Raw genomic sequence first — 17,176 nt, 5'->3', positions numbered from 1 at the left:
CCTTGTTGCGCTGACGAAGTACCTGCGTCGACGCACCCATCACAGCAACAATAAACACGTCGACACGGTGTAGTGCAGCAAGGAGCTGACACAACCTCAACCGAACCTTCACGGATGAAATCGCAATGCACTGCCTAGAAAGAACCTTCGATATCCAGCCTTTGGCGCAGGCGGATATGACCGTGCACATCAACGGTCAACCCGTCATCGCCGCCATCGGCGAAACCGTCCTCAGCGTGATCCAGTCCCTTGGCTTGCGCCAGATCGCCCGTAACGATCACCACCAGATCAGCGGCGCCTATTGCGGCATGGGCGTGTGCCAGTGCTGCCTGGTGAAAATCAACGGTCGGCACAAGCGTCGCGCCTGCCAGACCGTGGTGCGCGACGGCATGCAGATCGAAACCCAGGTCAACCGCATCACCGCGCAGGAGGTCGTATGAGCCTGCAACCGGTGATCGTCGGCGGTGGCCCGGCGGGTATGGCGGCGGCCATCGAACTGGCGCGCCACGGCGTGCGCTGTACCTTGCTGGAAGAAGCTTCGCGCCTTGGCGGCGTGGTCTATCGAGGGCCGCTGCGTGACGGCGTGCAACTGGATTATCTGGGGCCGCGCTACGCCGAAGCGCTGGGCAAACTGCACGGCGAATTTCAGGCGCAGTCCGGGCTGATCGATGTGCGCCTCAACCATCGCGTGGTCGGCGCCGAAGGCACCCGCGCACTGGTCGTGCTCGACGGCGATGAGCAACTGCACGAAATCGAATACCCACAGCTGCTCTTGGCTGCCGGTTGTCATGAACGCAGCGTGCCGTTCCCCGGCTGGACCTTACCGGGAGTGATCATGCTCGGTGGTCTGCAATTGCAAATCAAAAGCGGCGTGGTCAAGCCGCAAGGGCCGGTGATCATCGCCGGCACCGGTCCGTTGCTGCCGCTGGTCGCAACGCAACTGCACGCCGCGGGCGTCAGCGTGGCCGGTGTCTACGAGGCCTGTGCGTTCGGCAAGATCGCCCGTGAAAGTCTGGCGCTGCTGAACAAACCGCAGTTGTTCCTCGATGGCTTGAGCATGCTTGCCTACCTGAAACTCCATGGCATTTCGATGCAATACGGTTGGGGTGTGGTCGAAGCCCACGGCGAGGGCGAATTGAAGAGCGTCAGCGTCGCGCCGTACTCGACCACGTGGGAACCGGACATGTCTCGCGTCGAGCGTTTCGAGGCGAAGACGCTGGCGGTCGGTTACGGCTTCATTCCGCGCACGCAACTCAGTCAGCAGATGGGCCTCGATCACGGTTTCAGCGACGACGGCTACCTGCGCGCCAATGCCAATGTCTGGCAACAGAGTAACGAACCCCACGTGCATCTGGCCGGTGACATGGGCGGGATTCGCGGCGGTGAAGCGGCAATGCTCGCCGGCAAGATCGCCGCCACCTCGATCCTCCTGCAACGCGGCTTGCTCGAAGAGAATCTGGCGGTCGTGCGCCGCGACCGCTACCTCGGCAAGCTCAAAACCATCGTGCGCTTTCGCGCGGCCGTGGACCGCTACACCGAACGCGGTGTCGGCCAGACCGCTTTGCCCGCCGCCGACACGGTGATCTGCCGCTGCGAACACGCGACCCGCGCGGACATCGACCGGGCGCTGGAGCAGGGCGTGCAAGACATCGCCAGCCTGAAAATGCGTACCCGTGTCAGCATGGGCGATTGCCAGGGCCGGATGTGCGTCGGCTATTGCAGCGACAGGCTGCGCCAGGCCACTGGACGCGAGGATGTCGGCTGGCTGCGTCCGCGTTTTCCGATTGATCCGATTCCTTTTTCCGCGTTCCAGTCCGTCGGCACGGAGGCCGCTTCCCATGAGTAAGTTCTACGACGTGGTCATCGCCGGGGGTGGCGTGATCGGGGCGTCCTGCGCCTATCAATTGTCCAAGCGCCACAATCTCAACGTGGCACTTATCGACGCCAAGCGTCCGGGCAACGCGACCCGTGCTTCGGCCGGTGGTCTGTGGGCGATTGGCGAGTCGGTCGGCCTTGGCTGCGGGGTGATTTTCTTCCGCATGATGTCGGCCAACCGCAAACGCGAAACCCAGGGCGCAGCGGTGGCCGTCGATGCGAGCACGCCGCACATTCTGCCGCCGTCATTCTTCGAATTCGCCTTGCAGTCCAACGCCCTGTACCCGGCGCTGCACCGCGAGCTGAAAGACAATCACGGCATGGATTTCAAGTTCGAAAAGACCGGGTTGAAATTTGTCATCTATGACGATGAAGACCGCCTCTACGCCGAACATATCGTCGGCTGCATTCCGCACCTGGCCGATCAGGTGCGCTGGCTCGATCAGGCTGCACTGCGCGAGTCGGAGCCCAGCGTCAGCCACGAAGCACGCGGGGCGCTGGAGTTTCTGTGTGATCACCAGGTCAGCCCGTTCCGGCTCGCCGACGCCTACATGGAAGGTGCGCGGCAAAACGGCGTGGATATTTTCGTGAACACCAACGTCACCGGCGTGTTGCATCACGGCACGCGCGTGACCGGTGTGCAGACGGCCGAGGAGGGCGTGCTCCACTGCAAGACCCTGATCAACGCGGCGGGCGCGTGGGCGGCGGATCTGAGCGAGTGGGCCACCGGGATTCGCATCCCGGTCAAACCGGTCAAAGGCCAGATTCTGCTCACCGAGCGCATGCCGAAGATCCTCAACGGTTGCCTGACCACCAGCGATTGTTACGTGGCACAGAAGGACAATGGCGAAATCCTGATCGGCAGCACCACCGAAGACAAAGGCTTCGACGTCACGACCAGCTACCCGGAAATCGCTGGGCTGGTGCAGGGCGCGGTGCGCTGCTTGCCGGAGCTGAAGGACGTCAATCTCAAACGCACCTGGGCCGGGCTGCGTCCGGGCTCGCCGGATGAGTTGCCGATTCTCGGGCCGATGCGGGGCGTGGAGGGTTATCTGAATGCCTGCGGACATTTCCGCACCGGGATTCTGACCTCGGCGATTACCGGCGTGCTGCTGGACAAACTGGTCAACGATGAACCGCTGCCGCTGGACATCACACCGTTTCTGGCGGATCGCTTTGAAGTGGCGCCGGTCGAGCAGGCGCGCACGCTGGAGATGGCCTGATTCAAGAAGCATTGATGCCGAATGGGCTGCCGCCATCGCTGGCAAGCCAGCCCCCACAGTGATCGAGTCGTCCCCCTCTTCTGTATACGACGCCGAACCCTGTGGGAGCGGGCTTGCTCGCGAAGGCGCCAGTCCGGCCAGCCTCACATCTGGATCTGTGCAAAGGGCTCAAGCCTTGCCCGATTCCTCTTCCAGTTGATCCGATTCAAACAACCGCGCCAATTCCGCCCGGGCTTCCTGGGCGGTTTGCAGGACTTTCGCCGCGTCATCGTAGACCGCGTGCTGCGCCTCCAGCACCTGTTCGTCGTGATGCTTGAAGCGCTTGATCCGCGCATCGGCCTGGGCCTGGGTCAAACCGAGGCCCACCAGCGTGCGCCGGCTCATCTCCAGACTCGAATAGTAGGTTTCACGAATCGGATCGGCGCCAACGTCGACCAAGCGGTGCACATGCTGCCGGTTACGTGCGCGGGCGATGATCTTCATGTGCGGATACAGCTTGCGCACCACCTCGGCCGTCTTGATGTTGGTCTCGGGATCATCCGTGGCAATGACGAAATATTCCGCCTCGCCGACCTTGGCTGCATTGAGGATTTCCGGGCGCATTGGGTCGCCGTAGAACACCGGCACTCCGCCAAAGCTGCGCGACAGTTCGATGGTTTCCACGGAGGTGTCCAGTGCGACGAACCTGATGTTCTGCGCGCGCAGAATCCGCGCCACGATCTGCCCCATCCGGCCCATGCCGGCAATCACCACGCGCGGGGTTTCGGTGTCGATCTCACGATATTTTTCCGGCACTTCCACCGGCTGCACTTTCGGGCTGACCAGCCGCGCGCAGATCAACAGCAACAACGGCGTCAACGCCATCGACAGGGTGATGGTCAACACCAGCAGGTCGTACAGACGTGGTTCGAACAGACCCTGATCGCGACCGATCTTGAACACCACGAAGGCAAACTCACCGCCCGCCGCGAGGACGATGCCGAGGCGGATCGCACTGATCCTGTTCAAGCCACCAGCCAAGCGCCCCACCACAAACAGCAACGGCAATTTCAGGCCGATCAGCAGGAGCGTCAGCCCCAATACAGTGATCGGCGCGCTCAGCAGCAGACTCAGGTTCGCGCCCATGCCGACACTGATAAAGAACAGCCCGAGCAGCAGGCCCTTGAAGGGTTCGATCTGCGCTTCCAGCTCATGGCGATATTCCGAATCCGCCAGCAGCAGACCGGCGAGAAACGCCCCCAGCGCCATCGACACACCGACCATATCCATCAGCCACGCCGTGCCGATCACCACCAGCAATGCGGTGGCGGTGGACACTTCCGGCAGCCCGGTTTTCGCTACTACGCGAAATACCGGACGCAACAGATAACGCCCGCCGACCACGACGACAGCGATGCCGCCCAATACCTGCAACGCATGATTCAGGCTCTCGGCGTTGCTGGTGTCGTGCGCGCCGCCGGCCAGCATCGGCACCAGGGCAATCAGCGGAATGGCGGCGATGTCTTGAAACAGCAGAATCGCAAACGCCAGACGCCCGTGGGGGCTGGTCAGTTCTTTGCGTTCGGCGAGGCTTTGCAGGCCGAACGCCGTGGACGACAGCGCCAGACCCAGGCCCAGCACAATCGCGCTATTGAGCGGCTGACCGAACACCGACAACGCCAGAACGCCGATCACCGAAGCCGTCAGCAGCACCTGCGCCAGACCCACGCCGAACACCGATTTGCGCATCACCCACAGTCGTCGCGGCGACAGCTCAAGACCAATGATGAACAACAGCAGCACCACGCCCAGCTCCGAGATATGCGCCACGCTCTGCGGGTTGCCGATCAGGCCCAGCACGGAAGGGCCGATGATCACCCCGGCAAACAGATAACCGAGCACGGCCCCCAGTTGCAGGCGTTTGGCCAAAGGCACGGTGAGCACCGCCGCGAACAGAAAGACGACAGCGGCTTGCAACAGATTGCCTTCATGGGGCATGGGTTTACTCCTGACAACGGTACGGCGGGGGGTGACAAGGATAAGGGCTACAGCGACTTTTCATCCACCGAAGATCCCCTGTGGGAGCGAGCTTGCTCCCACAGGATTATGTGGGAACTGTATAAAGTTGCATCAATTGGTTACATTCATGCTCTCTACGAATCAATCTCTCCGAGTCCCGCCATGGCCATCAACTTCGACCTTAACGACCTGCAAGCCTTTCGCGCCGTGGTCGAGCAGGGCAGTTTTCGCAAGGCCGCCGACACCGTGCGCCTGTCACAACCGGCGCTGAGCCGACGTATTGAAAAGCTCGAAGAGGCCCTCGGCGTGAAGCTGTTCGAGCGCACCACGCGCAAGGTCAGCCTGACCCAGGCCGGACGCGGCTTCATGCCCAGCGTGGAACGGCTGCTCGATGATCTGGACGTGGCACTGCTCGGCATCAGCGAAGTCGCCTCGACCCGATTGGGCCACGTCACCGTCGCCTGCGTACCCTCGGCGGCGTACTACTTCATGCCCCGCGTGGTCGCGCGCTATCACCAGCAATTTCCACGCATCAAAGTCAAAGTCCTCGATTCCAGCGCCCACGATGTATTGAGCGCCGTGGTCAATGGCGAGGCGGATTTCGGTTTGAGTTTCATGGGCACGCAGGATGCCAAAGTCGATTTCGAAGCGCTTGTGCAGGAGTGCTACGTGGTCGCCTGCCGCCGCGATCACCCGTTGGCCGGGCGTAATAGCGTGACGTGGGACGAGTTCTATCAGCAGGATTACATCTCGCTGGACAAGACTTCGGGCAACCGGTTTTTGCTCGATCAAGCCTTGAGCACGGTGGTGCCGCAGCGTCAGAGCATCTGCGAAACCAAGCATGTGACGACCATGATCGGTCTGGTCGAGGCGGGGTTGGGCGTGGCGGCGGTGCCGATGATGGCGCTGCCGGGGCCGGATCATCCGATCCTGACGCGGGTGCCGCTGACCGATCCACCCGTGATGCGCAGTGTCGGCATCATCAAGCGCCGGGGTCGCACGTTGACCCCGGCGGCATTGGAACTGGAGCGGCTGGTGGTGGAAATGAAAGTCCAGCCGCCAACGATCAACGCTTGACCGAATCCAGCCCGGTGGCCTGCACGTCAGCCTGGGCGGCCGGTGCGGCGAGGTAGGCGAGCAAGGCTTTCGCCTCTTGCGGATGCTGCGCATCGACCGGAATGCCCGCAGCAAATCGTGTCACCGATTGCACCGATTCCGGAATCTTCGCCACGAAACTCACGCCCGGCACCGGCAGCAATTCGCTGACCTGCTGGAAGCCCAGTTGATAGTCGCCGGTCGCAACCACCGAACCCACGGGGACTTTTGGAATCATTTTCGCCTTGGGTTTCAACTGCTCTTCGATCCCCAGTTTCTTGAACAACTGCTGCTCGATGTACACGCCGCTGGCGCTGTCGGAGTAAGCCACCGACTGTGCGTCGAGCAAGGCTTTCTTCAGGCCGTCGACGCTGCTGATGTCCGGTTTCGGCGCGCCTTCACGCACCACCAGACCGATCCGCGAATCCGCCAGTTCCACACGGGACGCCGGGTCGACCTTGCCTTGCTTGATCAGCTCATCGAGGGCGTAGCCGACCATGATGACCACGTCGGCGTGTTCACCGCGTGCGAGACGATTGGGTATCGCCTCGGGAGCCTTGCCCATCGACGGGCCGAGTTGGGTGTCGAGGGTATTGCCGGTGGCGGCGGCGAATTTAGGACCGAGGATTTTGTAAGCGGCAGTGAAGCCTCCCGAGGTCATCACGTTCAGTTGTTCTGCGTGTGCCAGGGCGCTGAAAGCGAAGAGGGCGATGGCGCTGAGATTGATGATTTTTTTCAAGGTGATTGCTCCTTAGGCGGCAACCGGTTGCAGACGGCCGCCTGCGCGGCGATAGAGGTACAGCGTCGCGAACAGCGCACACACGGCACCGATGCTCATCCAGTAACCCGGTGCGGCTTTGTCACCGGTGTACTGAATCAGGAAGGTCGACATCGCCGGCGTGAAGCCACCGAAAATGGCCGTGGCCAGGCTGTAGGCAAGGGAGAAACCAGCGACGCGAACTTCGACGGGCATGATCTCGGTGAGCGCCGGAATCATCGCGCCGTTGTACAGGCCGTAGATGAACGACAGCCACAGCAGCGACAGCAACATGTGACTGAAGCTCGGCGCTTGCACCAGGTACGACAGCGCCGGATACGTGGTCGCCAGCGCCAGCAACGACATGGCGATGAGCACCGGACGACGCCCGATGCGGTCGGACAACATGCCTCCAATCGGCAGCCAGAAGAAGTTCGACACACCGACCAGCAAGGTCACCAGCAAGGCGTCGGAGGTGCTCAGGTGCAGCACGGTTTTGCCGAAGGTCGGCGCGTACACGGTGATCAGATAAAACGCCGTGGTGGTCAGCGCGACCATCAACATCCCGCCCAGTACCACGCCCCAATTCTGGCCCAGGGTGCGGAACACTTCGCGCATGCTCGGGCGGTGTTTGCGTGCGGCGAACTCTTCGGTTTCGGCGAGGTTGCGACGCAACACAAAGATGAACGGCACGATCAGGCAGCCGACGAAAAACGGAATCCGCCAGCCCCAATCGGCAATCACGTCCGGCGCCATCCACGCGTTCAACCCGTAGCCCAGAGCAGCGGCAACGATGATCGCCACTTGCTGACTGGCCGACTGCCAAGCGGTGAAGAAACCTTTGCGGCCCGGGGTGGCGATTTCGGACAGGTAGACCGAAACACCGCCCAGTTCCGCGCCGGCGGAGAAGCCTTGCAGCAGACGCCCGATCAACACCAGCGCTGGCGCAAACAGACCGATGGATTCGTATCCGGGGACCAGCACGATCAATATCGTGCCGCTGGCCATGATCGACAGGGTGACGATCAAGCCCTTGCGGCGGCCGACATCATCGATGTACGCACCGAGCACGATGGCCCCCAGCGGACGCATCAAAAAGCCTGCGCCGAACACCGCAAAGGTCATCATCAGGGAAGCGAACTCACTGCTCGCCGGAAAAAACACCGCCGCGATCTGCGTGGCATAGAAACCGAACAGAAAGAAGTCGAACTGTTCGAGGAAGTTGCCCGAGGTCACTCGGAAAATGGCACCGGCCCGCGAGCCGCCGTGTGGGATTGAGGCTGTCATAACAAAGGACTCCACCGCTTTTATGACGTGCGCCACGGAGAGTCAGCGCACGGTTCTTATTGGGGTGGATGGTGGCTCAGGTGTAACAGGATGTTAATTGCATTATTGGCATGCATTGATGTGCAAAGCGGATCAATCCTGAAAACACCGTTTAACCTGTGGGAGCGAGCTTGCTCGCGAAGGCGTTGTGTCAGGGGAAGAAGATGTTGACGCTGCCGGCCTCGTCGCGAGCAGGCTCGCTCCCACATTTTTCGCGTTGCTGGAAGTGCCGGTCCTTTAGCCTGCACTCTCATTCAGGCTCGTTCCCGTGTCGGGTTCTGTGACCAGAAAGGGTGGCAGCGGGCAATCGAGCAGATCCGCCACCGCACGAAACAACTCGGCTTTCGCCACGGTGATCACCCCGTCATGCATCACACGGCGGGTCATGGCATTGAGCAGGGCGGGGCCCATCAAAAAAACGAGCAGCACCGAGCGGCGCTTGGCCTGGCGCTGGTGCTGGAAGAAATTCATCGTAATGTCCGGAAGGTGTCGGGTGCGCCTGTCGCATCGCGTTCAGGCGGGCTGGCGGTTACTGCGCGGACGTCGCAGTAAAGTGGCCGTCCCATTGCGGATCGATCCGCCGGATACGTACGCTCAGATCGGGATGGGTAGCGAACATGCGACTCAGCGTGGTCGAGACGCCTGTGCTGAAGTACAAATGACTGTACTCACCGGCCCGGGCAGCGCTGATTGACGAACCTTGAGCGCCGATTTTTTTCAGGGCGCCGACGAGCGCCTGAGGGTTGCGTGTGAATTGCACCGCACTGGCATCGGCCAGAAACTCGCGCTGGCGACTCACGCCAGCCTTGACCAGATTGCCAAAAAGATTGCCGATGAAACCGGCCAGACACAGCAAAAAGCCAGCGAACAACGCCAGCAGCATCAAGCGCACGTCGCGCTTTCCCCCCTTGAGCAGGCTTGCCATCAACAGACCGCCGGAAAGCCCTAGCACCAGAAGGCCGTGTACCACTGCCACAAGTTGCGTGTTCAGGCGCATATCGCCATTGAAGATGTGACTGAACTCATGGGCAATTACCCCTTGCAGCTCTTCGCGAGTCAGTTGGGTGACTGCCCCCTGGGTCACGCCGATGACCGCGTCCTCAGGCGTAAATCCTGCGGCGAAGGCGTTGATACTCTGATCCGGTAACAGGTACACCGCTGGCATTACGCTGCCAGAGGCAATAGCCATTTCCTCGACAACGTTCATCAGCCGTTTCTCGCCCGGCGTCATTGCAAATCCGTTGAGCCAACGCCCGCCAAGCTTCTCGGCCACCACTTTGCCGCCCGCCCGTAATTCCCGGTATTTCAGGAGACCGCCGATCACCACGATGCCGCCGACAATTGTTGCGATAACCCCCAGCGCCATAAAGGCATCCAGCAGGTTCCCGGTACCGCTCAGATAATCCTCAAAACCACTGAAGACGAAAGGCAGACTCGTCAGACCGATCAACATGACAATGGACAGGATCATCATGTTGATCAGGCGCGCGGTCTGGTTTTTCGCCTGGCGTTGTTGTTCGAAGAAGTTCATCGGGCCTTCCGTGGGCAAGGGGGGTTAGAAAGAAACGTTGGGAGCCGTCTTGATCGCCAGAGTGTCGGCAAATTTGAGCGGTGCAGCATCATCGCGATGGCCGAAGCTGGGGGCTAACAGCACTGCCGGAAAACTCTGCTTGAGGGTGTTGTAGGTCATCACCGCATCGTTGTAAGCCTGGCGGGCAAAACTCACTCTGTTTTCAGTACTGCTCAATTCTTCACTCAACTGCAGCATGTTCTGCGAGGCCTTGAGATCGGGATAAGCCTCCAGCGTGACATTCAGACGATCCACGGCAGTATTGAGCGCGCTGTCGGCCTGACCCAGATGTTCGATGTTTTGCGCGTTACCCGGTTGTGCCTGCGCGGCCTCAAGTACGGCCACTGCGGCATTGCGTGCCGCGATCACGGCTTCAAGGGTTTCGCGTTCGTGGGCCAGAGCGCCCTTGGCAATGGCAACCAGATTGGGGATCAGGTCGTAGCGACGCTTGAGCTGTACTTCGACTTGCGCGAAGGCGTTCTTGATTTCGTTGCGGCGTGCAACCAGCGAGTTGAATAAGCGCACCGCGTAGAGGGCGCAAAGACCGAGCAAAACCAGATTGACGACGAGATAGGTGCTCACGGTGATGTCCTTGTTCACACGGCGGAATGGGGCGCGGCATATTAGCGCAAAAGCACGCAGTTGAGCCCGGATCCTGTAGGAGTGAGCCTGCTCGCGAAGGCGGCCTGCCTGCCAACGACAATCCCCAGCCAACCCAAGCAAAAAAACAAGGAATGATTGCGTGACGCCGCAGTCGGAGTTCAGGTATCACACATTTGAAGGAGGTTCACCGATGAACAGCAAAACCCTAATCGCCAGCCTGGCCCTCGTTGCCGGCATCGCCGGGATCAACCCACTTGTTCAAGCGGCGCAAACCTCGAACGAACCTGCCGTCCAGTCGCCGACCAGCGACCGTGAATTGAAGGTCAACGACCGGGCTCCAGATGTTTATCAGCGCAGCGACAAAGCGTTGAAAAACTGGAAACAGAAAGGCTTGAAAGCACCAGTCGAACAGGCGCAGTGGGTGCAGATCAACGACAAGTACGTGATGGTCATGATCACCAACGGCACCATTGTCGAGATGCAGCCTGTCGAGCGTTAAGCACTTCGGCAACGATTGGCCATGGACGGTCGATTTGCATTCGGGCGCCATTCGGGTCTAAACGCGAAGGGCGTTTCGAGTGACTGGATGTCAGGAGCATTCGTTGGAAAAGAAACCGCTTTATCGCAAGGAAAACACCCGCACGTGGGGCGTTCGACGTAATGAGTCGGTCGCGCACTATCGGCATGAGCGTAATGGCAAGATTGAAAGTCGCTCATTGCCAATGTTGCACCCATACTTTCAATGGTGTCGTATTTGGCTTGCCTCCTGACTGAGCGGCTCCACTCGACCCTGATTTAATACTTGCCCACCCCCCAGCCGATACTGATTATTGCCACTGCGCTTGGCCTCATACATCGCCAGATCGGCAATGTGCAGCAATCGATCCATCGCCGTCGTGTGATCCGGAAACACCGCCACTCCAAGGCTGGTGCCGATGTGGCGTTGGTCATTGCCGATGCTGATCGGTGGGGACAGTTCGACGAAAATTTTCTGGCAGATACGGCGGGCTTCATCCTGCAGGTTGAGGCCGGGCGCCAGGCCTTGCAGGATCACGACGAACTCGTCGCCGCCAATCCGTGCGACGGTGTCGGTGCTGCGCAGGATACGTTTCAGGCGAGAGGCGGTCGTGATCAATACGCGGTCGCCGGCGGCATGGCCGTAGTGGTCGTTGATGGTTTTGAAACCGTTGAGGTCAACGAACACCAGCGCGACGCGGGTTTCGGTTTGTCGCGCCTGATCCAGCGCTTCGGACAGCCGTTCTTCCAGCACCAGACGATTGGGCAAACCGGTCAGCGGGTCGAAGTGGGCGAGGTGTTTGAGGTAACTGGCCGAGGCCTTTTCTTCAGTGATGTCGCGTACCACACCCATCATTTTGATCACGGCATCGTGGTCATTGCGCACCACGTTGCCGGTCTCGCGCAGCCAGCGAATCGTGCCGTCGGGCCAGACCACGCGGTATTCCTCGTCGTGGTTCTCGCCGGTTTCCAGGCAACGCAGTTCACCGTCGCGCACCCTGACACGGTCGTCCGGATGGACGCAGGAACAGAAGAGCGCATAGGACGGGGTGATTTCACCGATCTTGAAGCCGAACATGCCGTAGATCGCATCCGACCAATACAGCCGATCCGTATCGACTTCCCAATCCCAGGTGCCAATGCGCGCGAAATACTGGCTGCGCTTGAAGCGCTCGGCGTCGCCGTCCGAATGGATGTTGCGTCCTTCAACGGCGCGGCTGAGCAGGTCGCGGTATTCGCCGAGCTGGCGGCGTAAATCGCGTTCGCGGCGGATCAATACGGCGATGACGGCCAGCAAAATCCCGCCCGTCACCAGGCCGATCCAGAGCTCAATCATCGGGAGTTTGCCGGCATTGTGAGTCGATCCGTAGAGTAGTGGCGGATAGCTATGTTAATGGTTCCACACTCGCTTCGGATACAGCAATGATCTTCGCGCACGGGTTGCCAACCACCGGCAATTCTGGGAAAACGGCGGCCTGGTGAACAATAGAGTGAATGTTATGAATGATGAACTGCAGGTAATCGATCTCCAGGTCGGCGAAGGCAAAGCCGCCGTCAAAGGGGCGCTGATCACCACGCAATACACCGGGTGGCTGGAAGACGGCAGCGAGTTCGATTCTTCCTACAGCCGTGGCAAACCTTTTCAGTGCGTGATTGGCACTGGCCGCGTAATCAAGGGGTGGGATCAGGGACTGATGGGCATGCAGGTGGGCGGCAAGCGCAAACTGCTGGTGCCGGCGCACCTGGGTTATGGCGAGCGAACGATGGGCAAGATCCCGCCGAATTCGAATCTGGTGTTCGAGATTGAGTTGCTGGAGGTTTTGACGCGGGAAGATTGAGTACAAACGCCGCTGTCCGTTTCTCACCATCAGGGATAGACCAATGGATGTATGGCATGCAGTTTCTCAGATAGCCGATTGGCTGGTGGAAAAACACGCAACGCGTCGAGGCTCGGATTACAACTACATGTTTGTGGTTTACGCCGCCGCAGGCATCGGTAGCTGGGTCGTGGGTAAAGAACTGCTCGCCAAGCGCACGGCGCTCAGGGCAAGCGTCAAGCAAGCACTGCAGGATGCGCCGATAAGTGCGACATCGTTTGCCGAAGAGGCGGGACAGAAAGTTAAATTCACTGCTTCATTAATTCACGGGGATGGGGCTTACATCGTCACCGTGACTCGTCAGGACGATGCAGGGAGTGTTCAGTCATCCAGCGAATCGTTGTGCTCGCTGGATGATGTCGAGGTTTATTTGAGAGCCAGTACGCCTTTCATTCTTTCGGATTTTCGCCCGAGCACGGGTTGAGCTCTTTACTGACAGGATCCCCCCCCAAAAAAACCGCACAAGCCGGCGGATTCTGGCGTGGTTGCAGGCAAAGGTGCAAGGCGCTGTAGCCTGCTGGGGACGCCGAAATGATGCTGCGTTTTTCCGTCCGCCACCGCCGAGGCCGTCACTTCCCGACACCACAAAAACCTGTGGGAGCGGGCTTGCTCGCGAAGGCGGCGGGCCTGACTGCACAGATGTTGACTGTGCTGGCCCGTTCATCGCATCGCGTTGATCCCCTGGAGACTGAGTGACATTGCGGTTATCGGCGCAATCGACGATCATCGCCTCCATATAGGGGTAGGGGGTATAGGTATGTCGCACATTCACGAACACAAAGACGAACTGCTCAACCGTGTACGGCGCATTGCCGGGCAGGTTCAGGCGGTCGAGAAAGCGCTGGAGGGTGACGCCGACTGCGCCAGGACGTTGCACCTGGTGGCGGCGATTCGTGGGGCGGTCAACGGGCTGATGGAGCAATTCATCGAGGCCCACGCTCGCGAGCATGTCGCGCACCCCGACCTCAGTGATGAGGCGCGCGCCCAAGGCGCGGAAGATTTACTGCAAGCTATCCGTCGCTACTCCAAATAGAGCACAAACCTCATGGCCCTGACGCCCAAGGCAGACCGCTTCGCGCACGATCACCAGTTTCTCGGTGCCTCTCATGATGAAAATGCCCGCCGAACCTTGTGGGTCGTCGTGCTGACCTTTGTAATGATGATCGTCGAGATCGCCGCCGGTTACCTCACCGGTTCGATGGCGTTGCTGGCCGACGGTTTCCACATGGCAACCCACGCGGGCGCGTTGAGCATTGCAGCGGCGGCGTATGGTTTCGCCCGGCGCAACGCCAATAACCGTCGCTACAGCTTCGGCACCGGCAAGGTCGGCGACCTCGCCGGTTTTGCCTCAGCGATGATTTTGGGCGTGATCTCACTGGGCATTGCCGGTGAATCCGTTTTACGTTTATTCCAGCCGACCACCGTGGCGTTTGGTGAAGCGACCGTGATCGCGGTCGCAGGCCTGGCGGTGAACCTGGTCAGCGCCTTCCTGCTGATGGGGCACCACGGGCATGACCACGGACATTCCCATGATCATGGCCACGATCACCCTCACCATCATGACAACAATCTGCGCTCGGCCTATGTCCATGTACTGGCCGACGCACTGACCTCAGTGCTGGCGATTGCCGCACTGCTGGCCGGGCGTTATCTGGGCTGGGGGTGGCTGGACCCGGTGATGGGGATTGTCGGCGCCATCGTCATTGCCAAGTGGGCCTACAACCTGATGCGTGACAGCGCGGCGGTATTGCTCGACGCCACCGATGAGCCGGTGGCCGAAGAGATTCGCCAATTGCTCGAATCCACGAACGACGTGCGCATCAGCGACCTGCACGTCTGGCAGGTCGGTCCGCAGGCGCGGGCGGCGATCGTCAGTGTCGTGGCGGTGGCAGGTGTCACGGCGGACGCCATTCGCGAGCGGCTGGCGCCCGTGCATGAACTGTCCCACCTGACCGTCGAACTGCATAGCGCTTAAGCCGAGACCTTGCTGAGCAGCGGGATACGCCCGTCAAGAGGCGGGCGGTAATCGCTCATTGCTGATGGCGATCAAACAGCGCAACTCGGTTTTTGACCTTGAGCTTCTGTCCGACGAGGTGCGCTTCTATCAGCTTGTAACCCAAAGCCCTACGCTATACTGTATATCCAAACAGTAAAGAGCCTGCGCCATGCAAATCATCGACAAGCTGAGCATTCTCGCCGACGCCGCCAAGTACGACGCGTCCTGTGCGAGCAGTGGCGCGCCCAAACGCAGTTCCGAAGGCAAGAGCGGGCTCGGTTCGACCAATGGCATGGGCATCTGCCACAGCTACACGCCGGACGGGCGCTGCGTTTCCTTGCTGAAGATCCTGCTGACCAATTTCTGCCTTTACGATTGCCAATACTGCGTCAATCGTCGCTCCAGCGATGTGCCTCGCGCACGCTTCACGCCGGAGGAAGTGGTGACTTTGACCATGGATTTTTACCGACGCAACTGCGTCAGCGGCTTGTTTCTCAGCTCTGGAATCATCCGTTCGGCGGACTACACCATGGAGCAACTGGTGCGGGCGGCGAAACTGCTGCGCGAAGAGCATGAATTCCGTGGCTACATTCACCTCAAGACCATCCCCGAGGCTGACCCGGCGCTGATCGAGGAAGCAGGCCGCTACGCTGATCGCCTCAGCGTCAACATCGAGCTGCCCACCGATGCCAGCCTGCAGACCCTGGCACCGGAGAAGCAGATCGGTTCCATCAAGCAGGCGATGCAGACCATCTACACCGGCGAGCAGACCGTACTCAACGAACCCCGTGCGCCGAAATTCGCCCCGGCGGGGCAAAGCACCCAAATGATCGTTGGCGCCGACGATACCGACGACAGCACGATTCTCCACGGTGCCCAGACCTTGTACGGCAACTTCCGTTTGCGCCGGGTCTACTACTCGGCGTTCAGCCCGATTCCCGACAGCCCCAAAAGCGTGCCATTGGCCGCGCCTCCGCTGATGCGAGAGCACCGCTTGTATCAAGCCGACTTTCTTCTGCGCAGCTACGGCTACAGCGCTGACGAATTGCTCAAGGGGCCGGGCAATCTGGCGTTGGACATTGATCCGAAACTGGCCTGGGCGCTGCAGAATCGTGAAGTTTTCCCGTTGGATCTGAACCGCGCCGACGCCTCACTGATCGCACGCATTCCCGGCATCGGCCTGCGCACCACTGAACGGCTGGTCGAGTTGCGCCGGCAACGGCGAATTCGCTACGAAGACGTCGCGCGCATGCGCTGCGTGCTGACCAAGGCCAAGCCTTTCATCATCACCAGCGACTACCACCCGCAACAGGCGGAAGTCACCAGCCATATGCTCTATCAGCAGTTGCGTGACCGGCCAATGCCACAGCAGATGGGGTTGTGGGGATGATCAATCTCGATTGCGACGATCTGTTCGACACCTGGCGTCAGCAGGCGCGCTGGCTGCTCAGCCATGAAGTCGACCCCAGCCTGGTGAGCTGGGCGTCGCAAGGCGAGGGCGACCTGTTTGCCAGTGATCTTTCAGTGCCTGAGGGGCAGGGGCCGTTTCTGGCGCGCATCCCGCGCTCGCTGCTCGATACCCTGGAACAAGCCGCGCAATACCGCGGTGATCAGCGCTGGAGTCTGCTCTACGAAGTGTTGTGGCGCGTCAGTCACGGTGATCGCACGGCGATGATGGCCGGAGACAAGCTCGGCAGTGAACTGCAGCGCCGGATCAAACAGGTGAATCGTGAAGCCCATCACTTGCACGCCTTTGTGCGCTTCATCGAGCGCCCGCAATCGAGCGTCGGCCCGCAATACGTGGCATGGCACGAGCCTGCACACGACATCCTGCACAGCGCCAGTGCGCACTTCATCGGTCGGATGGGCCGCCATCGCTGGCTGATCGCCACGCCGCGTGACGGGGTTTATTACGATGGCGAGCAACTGATTCATCAACGCGAATGTCCGGTGCAATGGCAGCAACTGGCGCAGAACGTCGACGATCCCCACGGCGATCTGTGGCTGACGTATTACAGTCATATCTTCAACCCGGCGCGGCTCAACGAGAAGGTCATGCAAGGACATTTGCCGGTGCGCTTCTGGAAGAATCTGCCGGAGGGCGAATTGATCCCCGGGTTGATTACCCAGGCGCGGATGGGCAAACAGCAGGATGGGCAGGCGAGCGGGATTTCCACGCGGGCGGGCAAACGGATTGCCTTGAAGAGCTAAGAGCTCACCCTCACCCCAGCCCACTCCCGGAGAGCGAGGGGGCTGATCGAGGTGTTCTCGCGTACTACATCGACCTGAACGATCAGGTCGAACTCAGGTTTTCAACGGCACAATGATCGGCTCAGGTGG

General features: G+C 60.3%; 18 protein-coding genes. 11 read left to right on the top strand and 7 right to left on the bottom strand.

Annotation, left to right across the window (positions count from 1 at the left end):
• The first annotated feature begins 125 nt into the window (after window positions 1–125).
• The 3 genes from hcnA to hcnC are packed head-to-tail and all read left to right on the top strand — an operon-like array spanning window position 126 to window position 3,098.
• On the top strand, window positions 126–440 hold the full coding sequence (gene hcnA, locus AACY19_RS01480) for a cyanide-forming glycine dehydrogenase subunit HcnA (RefSeq protein WP_339447240.1): 315 nt from the start codon (window positions 126–128) through the stop codon (window positions 438–440).
• Window positions 437–1,846, top strand: a complete 1,410-nt coding sequence (gene hcnB / locus AACY19_RS01475) for a cyanide-forming glycine dehydrogenase subunit HcnB (RefSeq protein ID WP_339447238.1) — start codon at window positions 437–439, stop codon at window positions 1,844–1,846. Before hcnA ends, hcnB begins: the two co-directional genes overlap by 4 nt.
• A complete protein-coding gene (hcnC, locus tag AACY19_RS01470; RefSeq protein ID WP_339447236.1) occupies window positions 1,839–3,098 on the top strand; it encodes a cyanide-forming glycine dehydrogenase subunit HcnC in 1,260 nt (419 codons plus the stop codon). The genes hcnB and hcnC overlap by 8 nt, the downstream gene beginning before the upstream one ends.
• A gap of 168 nt (window positions 3,099–3,266) precedes the next feature.
• Here hcnC and AACY19_RS01465 read toward each other — a convergent pair whose 3' ends face one another.
• Complete coding sequence (locus tag AACY19_RS01465; protein WP_339447234.1) at window positions 3,267–5,075, bottom strand: monovalent cation:proton antiporter-2 (CPA2) family protein; 1,809 nt, start codon at window positions 5,073–5,075, stop codon at window positions 3,267–3,269.
• 183 nt (window positions 5,076–5,258) lie between these two features.
• Here AACY19_RS01465 and AACY19_RS01460 point away from each other — a divergent pair, with 183 nt between their 5' ends.
• On the top strand, window positions 5,259–6,173 hold the full coding sequence (locus AACY19_RS01460; protein WP_339447232.1) for a LysR family transcriptional regulator: 915 nt from the start codon (window positions 5,259–5,261) through the stop codon (window positions 6,171–6,173).
• Here AACY19_RS01460 and AACY19_RS01455 read toward each other — a convergent pair.
• From AACY19_RS01455 to AACY19_RS01435, 5 genes are all read right to left on the bottom strand, one after another.
• Entirely contained in the window at window positions 6,163–6,930 is a 768-nt protein-coding gene (locus tag AACY19_RS01455) for a substrate-binding domain-containing protein (protein WP_339447230.1), read from the bottom strand. The two genes, AACY19_RS01460 and AACY19_RS01455, sit on opposite strands and share 11 nt — an antisense overlap.
• A gap of 12 nt (window positions 6,931–6,942) precedes the next feature.
• A complete protein-coding gene (locus AACY19_RS01450; RefSeq protein WP_339447228.1) occupies window positions 6,943–8,235 on the bottom strand; it encodes an MFS transporter in 1,293 nt (430 codons plus the stop codon).
• Window positions 8,236–8,511: 276 nt separating this feature from the next.
• Complete coding sequence (locus AACY19_RS01445; RefSeq protein WP_339447226.1) at window positions 8,512–8,745, bottom strand: hypothetical protein; 234 nt, start codon at window positions 8,743–8,745, stop codon at window positions 8,512–8,514.
• Between the two features lie 58 nt (window positions 8,746–8,803).
• Window positions 8,804–9,805: a M48 family metalloprotease gene (locus AACY19_RS01440; protein ID WP_339447224.1), complete on the bottom strand. Its 1,002-nt coding sequence runs from the start codon at window positions 9,803–9,805 to the stop codon at window positions 8,804–8,806.
• A 24-nt stretch (window positions 9,806–9,829) separates the two neighbouring features.
• Window positions 9,830–10,432, bottom strand: a complete 603-nt coding sequence (locus AACY19_RS01435) for a LemA family protein (protein WP_339447870.1) — start codon at window positions 10,430–10,432, stop codon at window positions 9,830–9,832.
• 205 nt (window positions 10,433–10,637) lie between these two features.
• Between AACY19_RS01435 and AACY19_RS01430 the strand changes: the two genes are divergently transcribed.
• Entirely contained in the window at window positions 10,638–10,946 is a 309-nt protein-coding gene (locus AACY19_RS01430) for an RcnB family protein (RefSeq protein WP_339447222.1), read from the top strand.
• Between the two features lie 240 nt (window positions 10,947–11,186).
• Here AACY19_RS01430 and AACY19_RS01425 read toward each other — a convergent pair whose 3' ends face one another.
• Window positions 11,187–12,299, bottom strand: a complete 1,113-nt coding sequence (locus tag AACY19_RS01425; protein ID WP_339447220.1) for a sensor domain-containing diguanylate cyclase — start codon at window positions 12,297–12,299, stop codon at window positions 11,187–11,189.
• Between the two features lie 163 nt (window positions 12,300–12,462).
• On the opposite strand from AACY19_RS01425, the gene AACY19_RS01420 reads away from it, so the two are divergent.
• The 6 genes from AACY19_RS01420 to AACY19_RS01395 all read left to right on the top strand — a co-directional run bounded on the left by AACY19_RS01420 (window position 12,463) and on the right by AACY19_RS01395 (window position 17,047).
• The gene (locus AACY19_RS01420; protein WP_053121462.1) at window positions 12,463–12,801 is read left to right on the top strand and encodes an FKBP-type peptidyl-prolyl cis-trans isomerase; all 339 of its coding nucleotides are present in this window, start codon (window positions 12,463–12,465) and stop codon (window positions 12,799–12,801) included.
• A 43-nt stretch (window positions 12,802–12,844) separates the two neighbouring features.
• A complete protein-coding gene (locus AACY19_RS01415) occupies window positions 12,845–13,264 on the top strand; it encodes a hypothetical protein (protein WP_339447217.1) in 420 nt (139 codons plus the stop codon).
• Window positions 13,265–13,597: 333 nt separating this feature from the next.
• Entirely contained in the window at window positions 13,598–13,873 is a 276-nt protein-coding gene (locus AACY19_RS01410; protein ID WP_339447215.1) for a metal/formaldehyde-sensitive transcriptional repressor, read from the top strand.
• A gap of 12 nt (window positions 13,874–13,885) precedes the next feature.
• Window positions 13,886–14,815: a CDF family Co(II)/Ni(II) efflux transporter DmeF gene (dmeF, locus tag AACY19_RS01405; RefSeq protein WP_339447213.1), complete on the top strand. Its 930-nt coding sequence runs from the start codon at window positions 13,886–13,888 to the stop codon at window positions 14,813–14,815.
• A 190-nt stretch (window positions 14,816–15,005) separates the two neighbouring features.
• On the top strand, window positions 15,006–16,226 hold the full coding sequence (locus AACY19_RS01400; protein ID WP_339447212.1) for a putative DNA modification/repair radical SAM protein: 1,221 nt from the start codon (window positions 15,006–15,008) through the stop codon (window positions 16,224–16,226).
• Window positions 16,223–17,047, top strand: coding sequence for a TIGR03915 family putative DNA repair protein (locus AACY19_RS01395; protein ID WP_339447211.1), 825 nt, complete (start codon window positions 16,223–16,225; stop codon window positions 17,045–17,047). The genes AACY19_RS01400 and AACY19_RS01395 overlap by 4 nt, the downstream gene beginning before the upstream one ends.
• The last annotated feature ends 129 nt before the right edge of the window (window positions 17,048–17,176 follow it).

This window comes from Pseudomonas sp. EA_5y_Pfl2_R50, assembly GCF_963970475.1.
In the GTDB taxonomy this organism is placed as follows: Bacteria; Pseudomonadota; Gammaproteobacteria; order Pseudomonadales; family Pseudomonadaceae; genus Aquipseudomonas.
This window is presented reverse-complemented; position numbering and strand designations above follow the sequence as displayed.